Source organism: Pseudoalteromonas neustonica (assembly GCF_001653135.1).
Classification (GTDB): Bacteria; Pseudomonadota; Gammaproteobacteria; order Enterobacterales; family Alteromonadaceae; genus Pseudoalteromonas; species Pseudoalteromonas neustonica.
In genome coordinates this window covers 381,449-397,271 of the sequence record NZ_BDDS01000002.1, presented here as the reverse complement: position 1 = coordinate 397,271, position 15,823 = coordinate 381,449, and the positions used below count along the sequence as shown (strand labels likewise).

Below are 15,823 nucleotides of genomic sequence, written 5' to 3'. Positions count from 1 at the left end.
TATTTACCATGCATAACTGCTAGTTTTTTTGAGATGATACATGCTTAAATACGTTTTTCGTTTTCTAATGAGCCTCTTTTTTATCTGGGCATTAAGTTACCCATTTATACAACGTCCAACTTCGCTAAGCGAACCACAAACGACAGCAGAAAAAAAACCTGTTGTTAAGAAAATAGAAAAGCCATTGCATTCGGTAAAATTACCTAAGTTTGACAGCTTCACTGATGTGAAAGAAAAAAAGCATGCTTTTTTCGACTTTATTCGCCCACATATTGAGGCTGAAAATAAAAAAATTCGCCAGCAACGCGCAACATTAGAAATTGCGTTAATGATGTTGCAATACGATGAGCCCCTTAATGAGAAACAAACCAAGCAAGTAAAAGCAATTTTAAATAGCTATAAATTGCCTGACACGATTAATAGTTTGTCTTTAAATCAAGCCTTACGCCGTGTTGATATTATTCCAAAAGAATTGGCACTAATGCAGGCAGCCAACGAATCTGCGTGGGGAACATCACGATTTGCCCGTATTGGATTGAATTTTTTTGGCCAGTGGTGTTACAGTAAAGGCTGTGGCATGGTACCAAATAGACGTAATGCCGAAGCAAAACATGAAGTTGCAGCATTTAAATCAGTTCGTGCAGCGGTAAACTCATATTTTAAAAATATTAACACGCATGGTGCATATAAAGAATTACGCTCGATTCGTGCTGATTTACGTCGCCAACAAAAACCTGTATCTGCAACAAAGTTAACCTATGGTTTAATATCGTATTCAGAACGAAGAGAAGCATACATTGAGGAATTAAACCAAATGATAAACCAAAACCGAGCGTATTTTGATGAATAAGTTAATGTTCAGCCTTCCCCGTTATATTATTATTACATTCATGCTGTTAGGTACTTTTAGTATTCACGCCAAAGAGTTTGTTGTTTCTTATGATGGCTTTTATGACCGTTTAAAAGTGGTAAACAAAGGGGACTTTCAGTTTGCGCAAGTTAATTTCTATATCACAGACATTGCAACAAATGATGCCTGTTTAATTAAAACTGGGCGTATTATTACTGAGCGACAGGAGTTCCCGTTAAACTACACCGATCAAGCTCAAATGCTATTACCGTTTGATAAACAACTAGATTCTGATAAAGCGGTCGTTGTCATTGAACCACAAAATGACAATCATGATTGCCAATTAAAATTACAAATAGAAGCGCGTGAATTTAACGCAAGCTATTTAAATAAAAAGCATCTTTATCAACTTGATCAAGAGTTTGATGAATTACTATCTAACTTGTCAGGTTTTTTCATTAGTAAATTAATGAGCTTTTTATTACCGGAACAAAAAGGTGTTGTGTTGACGTTTGCAGAACCTATCGTAGTTGCTGATCCTGCCTTTACATGTGAAGGTGTGGTTTGCCATGTCGCTATCTCTGACGAGTGGGAAGGCGATAAAACAGCGTTTAATATCACCGCAACGCTTGTTAGAGTCACTCCTTGGATAGCCAATTAACTATTTTATTAAGCACTGTGTGCAGTGCTTAATTATTTTATCTGCTTAAGCCTCTTTCGTTTAGTATCATATTGATTTTGGTTACTTAAATCATGTAATAAATACCCCTAAAAGATATCAACCAATAATTTACTTAATCTACGAATATCACTAACGGTGCTATTTCGATACAACTAGGTAAGGTATCAGTCATTTTTGTCAATTCAGTTACAACGCACTCAAAGCACGTTAAAATAGAGATATTATTGATTTTTATAGCACGTATGAACACAGACTATGAATAAAGCCCATGTTATAGAACACCTACGTTTTGCTCTTGAAGCGCAATTAACCACAGCACAAGCCGCGGCTAAAACGGCTCACGATACTGCCACTCACGAAGAAAATGTTGCAGAAAACAAATATGATACGCTAGGGCTTGAAGCAGCGTATTTAGCGCAAGGGCAAGCGCAGCGTGTGAATGAATGCCATATGAGTATTAAAGCATTCGAAAAAGCCTTTAAAGAACCCTCATCGACGAAGGTGACAATAGGGTCTTTAGTATGCTTAAGTGATGAAGATGATGTACTTAATTGGTATTTTATCGGGCCTTATTCAGGTGGCTTAAAAGTGACGATTAAAAGCATTTCTGTTTATGTTCTCACACCATTATCGCCGCTTGGTAAAGCCCTATTGAATAAAAAAGTAGGTGATGATGTTTCATTTAGTGCGGGTGAAAAAACACGTTTGTTGTGCGTTGCTTCTATCGCATAAAAAGTTATTGTTTTAGTTAAGTTGAACTATGGCAAGTGGGGACATTACCAGAGTTCAACTTAAATTAAGTCGGAAACAATATACTCAAACCACCTCACATCTTGAGGTGATTTGGGTATATACCTAGCTTTTTTGCGTGTAGGCGTCGTTATGTATACCCGCAGCTCGTCCTGATGGATCTGCATTATTTTGAAATGAAGCATCCCATGCTAGCGCTTCAGGCGTAGAGCAGGCCACTGATTTACCATGAGGCACACACTTAGCGGCTGCGTCTCCCGGAAAATGTGATTCAAAGATAGTCCGGTAAAAATAGGCTTCTTTAGAATCAGGGGTATTTATTGGATATTTAAACTTAGCATTCGCTAAGTCTTGATCGCTCACTTGCTCAGCAACAAACTCTTTTAAGGTATCAATCCAGTTATAGCCTACACCGTCAGAGAATTGTTCCTTTTGACGCCATAGTACTTCGTCAGGTAAATAACCTTCAAAACCTTCACGTAAAATATGTTTTTCGATTTTGCCATTGCCACACATTTTGGCTTCTGGGTTTATTCGCATGGCTACATCAACAAATTCTTTATCAAGAAATGGCACGCGCGCTTCTACGCCCCAAGCTGCCATTGATTTATTAGCACGTAGGCAATCAAACATATGCAGTTTAGATACTTTACGATTTAGCTCTTCATGAAATTCTTGCGCATTAGGTGCTTTATGGAAGTATAAATAGCCACCAAATAGTTCATCGGCCCCTTCACCTGAAAGTACCATTTTAATACCCATTGCTTTTATTTGACGTGCCATTAAATACATAGGCGTCGAAGCGCGTATAGTTGTTACGTCGTAGGTTTCAATATGGTAAATAACCTCTTTTAATGCATCTATCCCTTCTTGAATTGTAAAGTGAATAGGGTGATGCACTGTGCCAATCATATCAGCTACTTTTTGTGCAGCCGCTAAATCTGGTGATCCTTCAAGACCAACAGAGAATGAATGTAATTTTGGCCACCATGCATCACTTTCGTCGTTGTCTTCTATGCGTTTTGCGGCAAATCGCTGAGTTATGGCTGAGATCACCGATGAGTCTAATCCACCTGAGAGTAAAACACCGTATGGTACATCGCACATTAATTGGCGCTTAACGGCTGCTTCAAGCGCATCCTTTACGTCTTCTGCTTTTGCGCTATTATTTTTAACTGCGTCGAATGTTTCCCAATCACGTTGGTAATAAGCTGTGAGCGCGCCATCTTTACTCCATAAAAAATGCCCTGGAGGGAATTCTTCTATGTGTTTACAAATAGGTGACAGTGCTTTGAGCTCTGAGGCAACATAAAAATTACCATGTTCATCATGGCCGGTATAAAGCGGGATAATACCAATGTGATCACGGCCAATTAAATAAGCGTCTTGCTCTTCATCGTATAAACAAAAAGCAAAAATTCCGTTTAAATCATCTAAAAAGTCGGGGCCTTTTTGTTTGTATAGCGCAAGAATAACCTCGCAATCTGATTGTGTTTGAAACGTAAAGTCAGTTTCAAGTTGAGCAGCGAGTTCTTTATGATTATAAATTTCACCGTTCACTGCAAGAATATGGGTTTTCTCTGGGTTATATAGTGGCTGCGCTCCACTAGATACACCTACGATAGCTAAACGCTCGTGGACTAAAATCGCTTTGTCAGATGAATAGACACCTGACCAATCAGGGCCGCGATGACGCAGTAATTTTGACATTTCAATTGCTTGACTACGCAATTGTGTGGCATCAGACTTTATGTCTAATACACCAAAAATTGAACACATAGTAACTCCTCATTCCTATCATGTGTGTAGCATAGGTACATTTTCCTAAGCGCTAACCTTTGTTTTAACAGAAACAATTAACTAAGTCACATAGCTTTTACAATATTTAAAGAATAATTTATGCACCACAATGAACTGCAGTGCACCACAATGATCAGTGTGTAGTGCCTGCGGCCACCTTAACGTCTTTTTTTGTACTCAACGCTGCCGTAATCAGTACTTTTAGAGCATTGATGACGGTATCTTCACTCATACTTGGTGCACCGTGGTGGTGCACCGCTTGGCTTGGTAAATACGGTATATGAATAAAGCCGCCTTTGAGCTGCGGTTCATACTCTGCAATATAGTGTAATAAGCCATACATAACATGATTACAGACATACGTACCTGCAGAATTAGAGATAGCAGCCGGGATATGACTTTTTTGTAAGTCGACGAGCATGCGTTTAATGGGGAGGTTTGTAAAATAAGCCGCTGGAGCATCTTCAATCACTGGTTTATCAATAGGCTGAGTGTTGGCGTTATCTGCAATGCGGGCATCATCAATATTAATGGCAATACGCTCTATGCTTATTTCACTACGCCCACCTGCTTGACCAACACATAACACTAATACGGGGTGATGCTGTTCTATCGCTTTGTAAAGCACATCTAATGAGCGGTCAAATTCACACGGTAGCTCTAAAGCAATCACTCGATGCTTAGCAATTAAGTCATCGCCTAGTTTATTTACAGCTTGCCATGAGGGATTAATTGATTCGCCACCAAATGGTTCAAAGCCGGTGATAATCACACACGGCATACTCGATGTTAGTTTAGTCATTAAAAATCACCATATACATTAAAATAATATTAACAGTTAACAAGGTCAGTGCAGTGGGTATTTGCACCTTTATAACATGGTATTTGTCTTTTAAGTCGAGCAATGCAGCAGGGATAATATTAAAGTTTGCTGCCATGGGCGTCATTAACGTGCCGCAGTAACCACTGTACATACCAATTGCTACTAATGGTGCAGGGTTAGCGCCGTGACCTTCAATTAGGAATGGCATTGCAATACCTGCGGTCATCACCGGAAATGCGGCAAATGCATTGCCCATTATCATGGTAAATAATGCCATGCCAACACAATACAAAACCACCAACATAAAACGATTTTCGGGTGCAATAAACAAAGTGACTAATTCTTTGATAGAATCGCCTGTTTGCGCCACAATAAATACGCCGCCAAGCATGGCCAACATTTGCGGTAAAATAGCAGCCCAACCAATTGAATCAACCAGTCGGCGAGACTCAGTGATCGCTTCAACAGGGTTACCTCCTGTAATTTTCCAGCCAATTAAAAGTGCAAAAATACAGGCTGCTGTCAAAGACGCTAGCGTTAGATGGCGTTGGTCTAGTAAGTAATAATCACCTATAGCGACCCCATCAAATGATACTGTAAGTAATACAGTGATTACGGGGATCATTAATGCAGGAATAAATAACTTATTGCCAAGACGTGAGGCAGACTCAGTTTGTTGTCGCTCTGTTAGAGGTTTATAACTGCCCATACTAACAAGATTAAACCCTGCCAGAAGAGCAATTAATATTACGCTCACCCCAACTAATAAATAAGTAGTGGCTCCACCTAATATGGCAATAGACAAATCACCAAATAAAAAACTACTTCCGAATAAAAACCAAAATAGTGCTGTAGTGAGTCTTTTCGGGTGGTTTTTATCTTGTAACGTGCGTACGACTAAGAACATTACAATGATACCAATCAATAAATAAATGTTTTCTATGGTAATTATCGCAGTGCTTGAGCTGCTTATATCCGTTGTTGATACTTTACTCATATTGCTTCCTGCTGTTTGTGTGCGGCAACGGCTAAGGCAATTTTTGCTTCTAGGCGAGATAATCTAAATAGGTGAATAATCAGTGCAGCAATAGCCGTAGGGATTGCCCATAAACCGATGTGCAATGGTTCGATACCTGCGATCCCATTTTCTTTTAAAAAAGCATCCATTAAAAGTACTGCGCCAAAAGCAATAAAAATATCTTCACCAAAGAACATTGCAATATTATCAACAGCCGCAGCATGCGCACTGATCATGTCCTTAATTGGTTTTGGTAATTCACCATATTTATTCGTCGCAGCCCCTAATGCCATTGGAGCCAATAATGGACGAACAGTTTGTGCTTGACCGCCAAGGCTTAATAAACCAAGAGCAGCAGAGCACTCACGAACAATGAAGTATAAGGCCAATATGCGTGCGCTAGTGGCGCTTTTTATTTTTGCTATCCAATTTTTAGCGTGTTGCTGCAGGCCATAACGTTCAAGTAAAGCAATGACGGGTAAGATTAAAATGAAACTAGCAAGCTGACGCGAGTTCATAAATTTCTCACCAAAAGTTTGCAACAAAGTGATGATATCTAAATTAACCGCCCAGCCTGTTGCAATACCAGCGATCGTTACGACCATTAAGGGGTTAAAGCGCAATGCAAAACCTAGCACAACAACTGGTATACCAATGAGTGGCCAAAAATTAAGTTCAAACATACTATAATTCCTACCTCTTTATTTTTAATGTGTTTAGCGCAAGTTTTAATTGTTGCAGATGGGCATTTAATTTTGACTGAGCTTGTGCTGCGACGGCTAAATCTACATAACTAAATTTTACTGTATCACCGGGTTTTAACTGAGCAAACTGATGTAAATCAGCACTAATAACAGTACCCAACAATGGGTATCCTCCCGTTGTTTGCGCATCATTTAAAAGTACTATTGGCTCACCACTGGGCGGAAGTTGAATACTGCCAGGGCCCACAGCTAAAGAAGGGAGCGAACGAATGTGTGTTAAATCACAAGCTTGATTTTTTAAACGTAAACCCATTCGGTTACTATTAGGGCTTATATGCCATGTTGTTTGGCAAAATGCTGTTAAAGATTGTTCAGTTAGTAAGTGTTTATGTGGACTTGAATGAACTCTAATATGTTGTCTTGCCGCTGGTGAAATTGCCCCTCTTTGTGACCAAACACCATTATAAGGGATTATAGGGATGTGATCTCCAGCTTGTAAGGCGCTACCGGTTAATCCACCAAACTGGGCTGCTACATCAGTCGCGCATGACCCCATTGTAGGACTGCACACTATACCGCCCTTAACAGCTAAATAGGCTCTAAAACCACTTCGAGATGTGGCAAAGCATAATTTTTGGCCCGCTTTTATTTGGTATGTCCACCCAGGTGCCAATGGAGAATTGGCCAATGTGGCTTTCATATCAGCGCCCGTTAATGCGACTACGCAATCGGTTGTAAACGTTAGTTGCGCAAGTCCAAGAGTAATCTCAATGACAGGTGTATTATCGGGGTTGTTAAGTAGTCGGTTTGCGATGATCATGGCATAGGGGTCTAAAGCACCTGAACGAGCAACGCCAATATGACGATACCCATTACGGCCTAAATCTTGAATCGTCATTTGCATACCCGGTTTGTTTACTGTGATCATGATGCAATGTCCTTCGCAATAAACTCAATGGTATCGCCTGGGTTGATAATGCTGGGCACGCTTTGGTTTGAATCAAACAAAGTAAAATCAGTATGACCAATAATATGCCAGCCACCAGGGGAGTCAGCTGGATAAACACCCGTTTGATCGGCACCAATTGCAACCGAACCTTTTGGAACATGGGTTCTTGGCTCACTTCGTCGAGGTGTATGTAATTGCGTATCTAAGCCATGTAGGTAAGTAAAACCGGGCTGAAAGCCAAGAAATAAAACCTGATAGTGCACGCTAGAGTGGCGTGCGATAACATCTTCAATGTGCATATTATGAAAACGCGCTACGTGTTCAATATCAGGTCCGTTTTCACCGCCATAACGCGTTATTAGTTTGTGATGGCGTCCTTTAAAGTCCTCCGGTTGGAGTGTTTTCCAGCTATTTAATAATTGCTCTTTTAAATCAATGAATTTAGTTTCATTTGAAAAATAAAGAGTTAAAGAGTTCATTGCCGGGACAATATCAATGCATTGATAGGTTTTTTTGCACTGTGATGCTAAGGCCCAGATACGTTTTTGAATGGCCAGTTTATCGCCAAGTAGGGTAGTGGCGTCAAAAAGTACGCTTGAGTTGCTTAGAATATGGATGGTTGGTTGGTCTTTTTTGTCCATCATTAATTATTTTTATTAGTAGATCATACCAGCAAGCTAGCACACTCGAAGGTAAATGTTTATAACTATACGATTAGCATACTCCTTTTTAAGTACCTGTTAAGTGTATAATTACGAGTCGGCATTACAAATGCATTAAATTTAAACTACGCCAAAAAAACTGGCGCAGTTTAAATAGATAGCTGTTTAGTTATTGAGTAACCATTCAGATAATAAACGCACGCCAAAGCCAGTACCGCCTGGCGATATTTCATCTTTACCTTTTGTAGCTAAAGCATTTCCGGCAATATCTATATGAACCCAACGAGTGTCATCTGCAAAGTGCTGTAAAAAGCTTGCTGCAGTTGTCGCGCCTGGACCACTTGATCCAATATTTTTAAGGTCGGCAATATCAGAGCTTAGAGTATCCTTATAGCCTAGCGGTAAGCGCCATAGGTTTTCGTTTACGTTTTTACCAGCAAAGGTAAGTTGTGACACTAAAGTATCATCATCAGAAAATACTGCGGCGTAATCATTACCCACGGCTCTAATTTTAGAACCCGTTAATGTTGCAACATCAATCATGATTTCTGGCTTGAAGTGTTCGCGTGCATACCACATCGCATCACTTAGAACTAAACGGCCTTCGGCATCGGTATTCACTATTTCTACACTTAAGCCTTCAGCAGTTCTGACGACGTCACCAGGAGCGACTGCAAATTGCGACACCATATTCGCAGCCATACCCATAACAGCAACCACATTTTTATCCGCTTTTGCCAAAGCCATTGCTTTAACAGTGCCTAAAACGGCTGCTGCACCAGCCATATCAGATTTCATACGCGCAATAGACGCACCTGTTTTAATGCTATAGCCGCCAGAGTCAAAGGTGATCCCTTTACCGACCAAAGCAATAGGAGTGTCATTTGAACCTTTATAATGCGCAACAACTAAGCGTGCGCCTTGTTGGCTGCCACGGCCAACGGCTTCTAAGGCACCCATGCCTAGTTCTTTCAATTGCTTAGGTTCTAATATTGTAATTTCGACACCTAATGATTCAAGTTCTTTTGCGGCATTGGCAAAATCAACAGGGGTCATCTCTGTGGCAACTTCAGATGTTAAATCGCGCGCGAGAAAAACACCCGCCTGAATGCTTTCTAGCACTGTATATTGCTTGCGCGTTTGTTTAGTACTTGCAACATCAATTGTATAGCTAACTGTATTTGTGCTTGGTTTTTGCTTGTATTTTTCAAACCGGTGATCACGTAAGTTAGCACCATGGGCAAAGTTAGCAGCCAGCTCGCTATTATTAACAGCTCCTTTAACACTATCAAAAGCGATAGAGGCCGTCGTTGTTTTGTTAGCGATTAAACGCGCGTGGATGTTGCCACCTAATTTAGCGATAAGTGCTTTATCGAGCTTTTCTTGCTCGCCAGTACCAACGATTAGTACGCGTTTAAAATCACTATTAAAAGGGGCGAGTAGTTCAATAACACTGGCGTATTTACCTGTAAAGCTTTCACTTTCGACAGCGCGTTGCAATTGGTTATTTAATTGTTTATTTGTTGAATTAAACAGTGTGTTTTTGCCATCTTCACTGTAAAAAAGCACTAAAGTTTGGGCTGTATTATCTATTTTTGAAGAAAAATTAAACTCAGCTGCATATGATTGCGTAGAAAGGGAAAGGGCGATTGTTAATGCCGAAGCTTTAAGGATTTTTTTCATGTTTAAACTCAAATAAAATAAAAGCTCTTTTTACCTTATTTAGGTTCATAGGTTAAGTCGGATACGGTGGATATGCAATAAACAGCGATAAAACTATTTAAATAGATGAAATAAATTAGTTCACGTCAAGGTCTCACTTTATGACTGTGGAGTAATACACTAAAAGGTAAAATATGTTGGAACCAAAAAGTTTACTTAGACTAGCAACATTCGCGCTTTTATTCAGTGCTGCGAGTTACGGACTTTCTCTTGAACAAATAAAATCAAGTGATGTACAAGCAACTATGCATTTAGAAAAAATCGTACTTGGATCTGGATGTTTCTGGGGGGCGGAAAAACGGTATGAAGCATTACCAGGCGTGATCGATGCTGAATCCGGTTACGCAGATGGTAAAGGCTTTAAAGCGACGTATCGTAATATCACAGCACATTCCCGTCGACTTGATGAACATAATTATGCGGAAGTGGTACAGGTAACTTATAACAGCAATATTATAAGTGTAGATACACTCCTTAAAAACTACTTTGAAAGCCACGATCCAACACAAAAAAACCGTCAAGGTAATGATGTTGGTACGCAGTATCGTTCAATTGTATTAACCACAACACAGCAACAAGTAACTGTTGCAAATGCCTTAAAGACGAAATACCAAGCCAAGTTAACAAATGCAGGTTTTGGGGTTATAAAAACGATAGTAAAACCATTAGCAGAATTCTTTCCAGCAGAAGAATATCATCAAAATTACTTGGCAAAAAACCCAAATGGCTATTGCCCAGATCATTCAACAGGCGTTGTGTTTGACAAAACGGCCGATGAAAATATTGACAATTCGACTTTATTAAAAGGAAAACAGATAGTCATTATTGATTCGCGCAGCTATTGCCCATACTGTGAAAAACTGAAAAAAGACGTGTTAAATGATTATCAAGGAACAATTGCTTTAACGTTTAGAAAAGCCGATCAACTTTCTGGACTTACTATAAAGTCAGCGACATGGGCTACACCGACCATTTTGTTTCTCGAAAATGGAAAAGAAGTGTACGCTCGCCAAGGGTATGTCACTAAAGAGGAGTTTTATAAAGCATTAGGTGCGTTTAAACTAGGCGATAGTGAAGCATATCGTGTTGCCTTTAGTGCTCGTACCGACAGCCCATTTTGCAAACAATACGATATATTTAAAAACACGCCCGATGGTCAGTTTGTTGATAAGCTAAGCGGGGCGCCTTTATTTGATACAGGTGATCGATTTACTTCAGGCACAGGGTGGCTATCATTTACTAATCCGATAGGTGAGAGTGTGACAATGCACGAAGATAACAGTTATGGTATGCAGCGTATTGAGATACGTTCAAAGTCAACAGGCATACATCTTGGCCATGTATTTCCTGGTGAAGGGCCAAAAGGAGAAGATAGGTATTGTATTAATGCCACCGTGTTGGAATTTGTGCCTCGAAAAAATAGTTAAAATTAACTCACGACTACAAAGGTTATATTGATTACTATAATAATTTATAGCCTTTATGAGTTTGCAAAGTCGTACATTAAAGTTACATACAGCAGTTAATACTATTTATTTTTGATTGAAATCATAACTTATTGTTATATTTAGTTTTAGTAATGCACTATAGGAAAATTCCTATTGGCATTTTTCAAAAATACGCCTAAAGTTTAAATATCTGTGTTATTTAATCGTTAGGCCTTTATGATTGTTTATATAAAAAATATGAGATTAGCCTCTCAGCTGCGTGGTTCATTCTTTTTTTTACTTGTTCTTTTGGCTGTAGTGGCTGGGTTTAGCCTTTATGGTTTTACAAAAAGCCAGCAAGGATTTGTTGATTATAGGCAACTTGCTATAGAAACAAATTTAGCAGGGCGTTTACAAGCTAATCTACTTTATACACGTTTGAATGTTTTAAAATACATCAAAGAAGACGACCCTGAAACCCTTAAAGAATATACACGCCGATTAGATCTTGTTGAGCAGTTTTTGAGAGAAATAAAAACCGCTTCGAATGATCCAACTCGTTTAAAGTTGATAGAGGAATCATCGCAACTTACTCAAAATTATAAATCAAACTTTATAAAAGTAGTTCAGTTAATTAAAGATAGAAATAAGATAGTGTCTGAAGATTTAGATCCCGCAGGAAAAGCAATGCGCATTAGCATCTCAGCTTTATTTAATCAAATTAGTAAGAATACTGACTACGAAGATGCTCATTTGCTCTCACAAGTACAAGAATCACTTTTACTTGGTCGGTTATATGTAACTAAATTTTTGGTTTCAAACAAACACTCTGATATCGAACGGGCTGAGCAAGAGCTTGCTAAAACAAGTTCTTACATAGATAAATTGCTTAAAGGAACACTTAATACAGATTCAAGTCTGGAGAATGTAAAAACAAATTTAACAAAGTATTTAAATGCCTTAAAAAATATAGAGCAAACAATTATCACGCGTAACGATATTATTAATAACAAACTAAATAAGATTGGCCCTAGTATCGCTGATAATTTAGAAAGCGTGAAGTTATCAGTTAAAAATGAGCAAGATGAACTTGGCCCGAAGGTACAAAAGAACAGTGAAATGATGATTTATATCGTTAAGATAGTATCGATATCCGCGCTATTTTTAGGCTTATTATTCGCGGTCACATTACCTAAAATGATCCGCAGACCTATTGGTGGAGAGCCTAAGGAAATAGCAGCTGTTACAGAGAGAATTGCTAAAGGTGACTTAACAGAAAAATTCGAACACCAAGAAGATGCGACAGGTATATTTAAATCTATCATTTATATGTCTAATAGTTTGAAAAGTGTTATTTCACGCATCGTTACTAATGGAGACTCAATCAGCGAAGCGGCAATTACTTCGAGTCAAATTGCGCAAAATACCAACAATGTCGTTAATGAACAACGAGAGCGAACGTCACAAATTGCAACCGCAATTAATGAAATGGCTTACAGCATCCAAGAGGTTGTTAAGCTATCAACGAATTCAGCAAGTTCTGCAAATGAAGCTAAAAAAGCTGCAGAGACAGGCCTTACAGTTATTGATTCAACGGTAGGTGCTATAAACCGTTTGGCAGAAACAATTGAAAATGCCATGAAAGATATCAATAAACTGGAACAAAGCAGCCATGATATTGGCGCTGTTGTTGAGGTTATTAGAAATATTTCTGAACAAACAAACCTACTAGCGTTAAATGCCGCAATTGAAGCCGCGCGAGCGGGTGAACAAGGCAGGGGCTTCTCAGTCGTTGCTGATGAAGTTCGAAATTTAGCCCAACGTACGCAAGAATCAACCAACGAAATTCAAACAATGATTGAAGCACTACAAGCAGGAACAAATACCGCCGTAAGTAGTATGTCTACCAGCAGTGATGAAGCACATCGCACCGTTGAGTTATCAGGGCAAACACGCCAACAACTAGATGGTATTTTATCCATGATCAGTGATATTAATGATATGAATAACCAAGTTGCTGTTGCAGTAGAAGAGCAGTCAACCGTTTGTGAGGATATCAATCAAAATATTACTGGGATATCAGAGTCATCAGATGCGTCGTCTCAAAGTGCTACTGAAGCGGCAATGGCGAGTGAGAAAATGGCTGAACTAGCGCATGCACTACAAATGATAGCGAAAGAGTTTAAAATTAGCTAAACCCAAATTAAACTCATTAATTATGAAATAAGCACACCCTTTTAGGTGTGCTTTTCCTTTTAAAATAAGGCGTTACTAAATCATGATTTTGCTGCTGAAATCTCGTTTTCGCTACTAGTCTTTACTTCTACATTTAAGTCTGGCATCAAATTTAGCCTATTATGAATGGCGTAATGAATGAAAGCTAACTTAGTACGTACCGCTTGAGTTAATACAAATGGATAGGCGTCGGCGAGGCCCATACTACGATTTAATGAATTTAGAATAACTGAAAACTCCATCCACGCATCTAAAATAGTGTCAATTGATGTTTGAGTATAAAAATAGCGTGCGTTTTGGGGTAATTGTAATTCGTCGGTATCTTCAACATCAGACTCATTGCCTGTTGTTGAGCCAGTAATAGAGAAGTTTTTTGCTGTTTCTAATGTATCGATAATATGCATGTAATGCGCCCATGTTTCAGCCCAATCTTCATATGGGTGCATGGTGGCATATTCACTGATAAAACTCTCATGCCAATTAGCAGGTGCGCCTTGTTTATAATGTGTATCAAGTGCCTGTTGATAATCTAACTCATCATCACCAAAGTACTGTTTACACAAAGCATGTTTGATTGGGCAATGTATAATTAATTGATCAAAATAATAATGACCAAGTTCATGGCGAAAATGACCAAGTAATGTACGGTAATGCTCGCCCATCGCCATTTTAGTGTGTGATCGCGCTACATCATCCGCTTCAGCTAAGTTTATTGTGATGTGACCATCGTTATGCCCAGTAAACACGGTTTCTTGACCTACAATAGGGCTAACAAAGTGATCGTTTACATTTCGATCTGTAATAAAATCAAAACTTAATCCGCCCTCGGGAACTTGAGTTATAGTGTTAAGTGGCAGTGATAATGACTTTAATGTGTACAGGGCTCGGCGCTTCGCGGTCTCCATTTTTTTCCACAGGGGGATATGGTCAACAATACTTAAATCGGGCACAGTTTCGTTAAAGCGACACGCAAAACACAATACTTCATCTTTATCTGCAACAGGCACAAATGTACTTAAATTCACCATACCGTTACACACTTTGAATTGGGCATTGTTATCACATTTTTTATAATGGACTTCTGGGCTTTCAGATTTATAAAATAGCCCTGATGCTTCATCAAGCTCATAAGGCTCGACTTGCTCAAACTCATCATCAATTCCCACTGTTTTGCCGCACGCTAAGCAGTGACTACTTTCAAAAAATAAAATGAGCTCTTCTTTGCAATTACATTTAAATGTTTTCATATTTTTTACCAAAATTAAATAAACTGCTATGAGGTTATCTTCATAGCGTATTAATACCTGATTTATTAGAGCCTTTTTAATAGCTCTGATTTTTTGGAATTAAACTCTTCATCGCTCAGTGCATTAGAGTCACGTAATTGCGCAAGTTTTTCTATAATTTGTAACGTCTCGTTTGTTGAGTACTGCGGATGTGTATTCACAGGAGCGTCCACATTATTTGCTGATGCAGGTATAGAGTTTTGCTCTACTACTTGTTGTGTAGAGTGCGCAGCTTGTTGTGTAGATTGCGCTGCTTGTTGTGTAAAATGCGCAGCAACGTCCTGCTGCGCAGCGCTAGGCTGTATCCCTGATATTAATGGTAATGTATCCACATTAATGGTTCCCCACTGGCTACTAAATGTGAGCGATGTATTGCTACCTTGTTGCTGACTGACGCCACCAATATTGTGATCTAGCGTGTCGTATACACTCACAAGTCCATTGAGTTCAACGGCTAGTCGGTTAGGGAATATAGCGTAGCGAATATTATTTTGCGCGCCGCTACTAAATGGGCTACCCAAATCACCTGGCCACCATTGATTACTACCAGGAGTCCCTGCAGGAATAGTTGGAAATACTTGATTGCTACTTAGAACATTTGAAAGTTCATTACACAAGTTATCGACAGTTGATTTGAGGCCATAATTAAACATATCGCCAACCATTGTCATCCCACCGCGCATCCATTGGCCAGAGCCACCGAGTTCAGGACTATTAAATTGTGCCATTGATCCTCCACCATTATTCACTGCAATAAGCATGTGAAGTACCGCATTTTGGCTAAGGCCATAACGAGAGGCGATACCGTTAACTAAATTATGACCGACATCTGTTAGCTGTTGCATACGAAAATATCCTATTGGTAAATTGGTTTGTTTTAAATATGAATAGAAATGGTAATGCACGCTTTAGCCT

14 protein-coding genes are annotated in these 15,823 nt (G+C 39.1%); 5 read left to right on the top strand and 9 right to left on the bottom strand.

Translation table 11 applies throughout. The features are described 5' to 3' along the window. Positions 1-40: 40 nt before the first annotated feature. The 3 genes from A7967_RS05080 to A7967_RS05070 all read left to right on the top strand — a co-directional run bounded on the left by A7967_RS05080 (position 41) and on the right by A7967_RS05070 (position 2,264). A complete protein-coding gene (locus A7967_RS05080) occupies positions 41-850 on the top strand; it encodes a glucosaminidase domain-containing protein (RefSeq protein ID WP_054203639.1) in 810 nt (269 codons plus the stop codon). Next, complete coding sequence (locus A7967_RS05075; protein WP_054203640.1) at positions 843-1,511, top strand: DUF2987 domain-containing protein; 669 nt, start codon at positions 843-845, stop codon at positions 1,509-1,511. Before A7967_RS05080 ends, A7967_RS05075 begins: the two co-directional genes overlap by 8 nt. Positions 1,512-1,787: 276 nt before the next feature. Continuing rightward, a complete protein-coding gene (locus A7967_RS05070; RefSeq protein ID WP_054203641.1) occupies positions 1,788-2,264 on the top strand; it encodes a GreA/GreB family elongation factor in 477 nt (158 codons plus the stop codon). A gap of 123 nt (positions 2,265-2,387) precedes the next feature. Here A7967_RS05070 and asnB read toward each other — a convergent pair whose 3' ends face one another. The 7 genes from asnB to A7967_RS05035 all read right to left on the bottom strand — a co-directional run bounded on the left by asnB (position 2,388) and on the right by A7967_RS05035 (position 9,921). Next, positions 2,388-4,061, bottom strand: a complete 1,674-nt coding sequence (asnB, locus tag A7967_RS05065) for an asparagine synthase B (RefSeq protein WP_054203642.1) — start codon at positions 4,059-4,061, stop codon at positions 2,388-2,390. 154 nt (positions 4,062-4,215) lie between these two features. Continuing rightward, entirely contained in the window at positions 4,216-4,884 is a 669-nt protein-coding gene (pcp, locus tag A7967_RS05060) for a pyroglutamyl-peptidase I (RefSeq protein ID WP_082378995.1), read from the bottom strand. Next, positions 4,877-5,902 (bottom strand): DUF979 domain-containing protein, encoded by a 1,026-nt coding sequence (locus A7967_RS05055; protein ID WP_054203643.1) that lies wholly within the window; start codon positions 5,900-5,902, stop codon positions 4,877-4,879. Before A7967_RS05055 ends, pcp begins: the two co-directional genes overlap by 8 nt. Continuing rightward, positions 5,899-6,606, bottom strand: coding sequence for a DUF969 domain-containing protein (locus tag A7967_RS05050; protein ID WP_054203644.1), 708 nt, complete (start codon positions 6,604-6,606; stop codon positions 5,899-5,901). The genes A7967_RS05055 and A7967_RS05050 overlap by 4 nt, the downstream gene beginning before the upstream one ends. A 10-nt stretch (positions 6,607-6,616) precedes the next feature. Continuing rightward, positions 6,617-7,555, bottom strand: coding sequence for a 5-oxoprolinase subunit C family protein (locus A7967_RS05045; protein WP_054203645.1), 939 nt, complete (start codon positions 7,553-7,555; stop codon positions 6,617-6,619). Continuing rightward, complete coding sequence (gene pxpB, locus A7967_RS05040; RefSeq protein ID WP_054203646.1) at positions 7,552-8,217, bottom strand: 5-oxoprolinase subunit PxpB; 666 nt, start codon at positions 8,215-8,217, stop codon at positions 7,552-7,554. The genes A7967_RS05045 and pxpB overlap by 4 nt, the downstream gene beginning before the upstream one ends. 186 nt (positions 8,218-8,403) lie before the next feature. Then, a complete protein-coding gene (locus A7967_RS05035; protein ID WP_054203647.1) occupies positions 8,404-9,921 on the bottom strand; it encodes a leucyl aminopeptidase in 1,518 nt (505 codons plus the stop codon). Between the two features lie 173 nt (positions 9,922-10,094). Between A7967_RS05035 and msrA the strand changes: the two genes are divergently transcribed. Together msrA and A7967_RS05025 are read left to right on the top strand one after the other, a co-directional pair. Further along, the gene (gene msrA, locus A7967_RS05030) at positions 10,095-11,387 is read left to right on the top strand and encodes a peptide-methionine (S)-S-oxide reductase MsrA (protein ID WP_054203648.1); all 1,293 of its coding nucleotides are present in this window, start codon (positions 10,095-10,097) and stop codon (positions 11,385-11,387) included. A 258-nt stretch (positions 11,388-11,645) separates the two neighbouring features. Beyond that, on the top strand, positions 11,646-13,583 hold the full coding sequence (locus A7967_RS05025) for a HAMP domain-containing methyl-accepting chemotaxis protein (RefSeq protein ID WP_167349691.1): 1,938 nt from the start codon (positions 11,646-11,648) through the stop codon (positions 13,581-13,583). An 80-nt stretch (positions 13,584-13,663) separates the two neighbouring features. Here A7967_RS05025 and A7967_RS05020 read toward each other — a convergent pair whose 3' ends face one another. Then, positions 13,664-14,869, bottom strand: a complete 1,206-nt coding sequence (locus A7967_RS05020; RefSeq protein ID WP_054203650.1) for a zinc-binding metallopeptidase family protein — start codon at positions 14,867-14,869, stop codon at positions 13,664-13,666. Between the two features lie 65 nt (positions 14,870-14,934). Next, complete coding sequence (locus A7967_RS05015; RefSeq protein WP_054203651.1) at positions 14,935-15,753, bottom strand: SHOCT domain-containing protein; 819 nt, start codon at positions 15,751-15,753, stop codon at positions 14,935-14,937. Between the last annotated feature and the right edge of the window lie 70 nt (positions 15,754-15,823).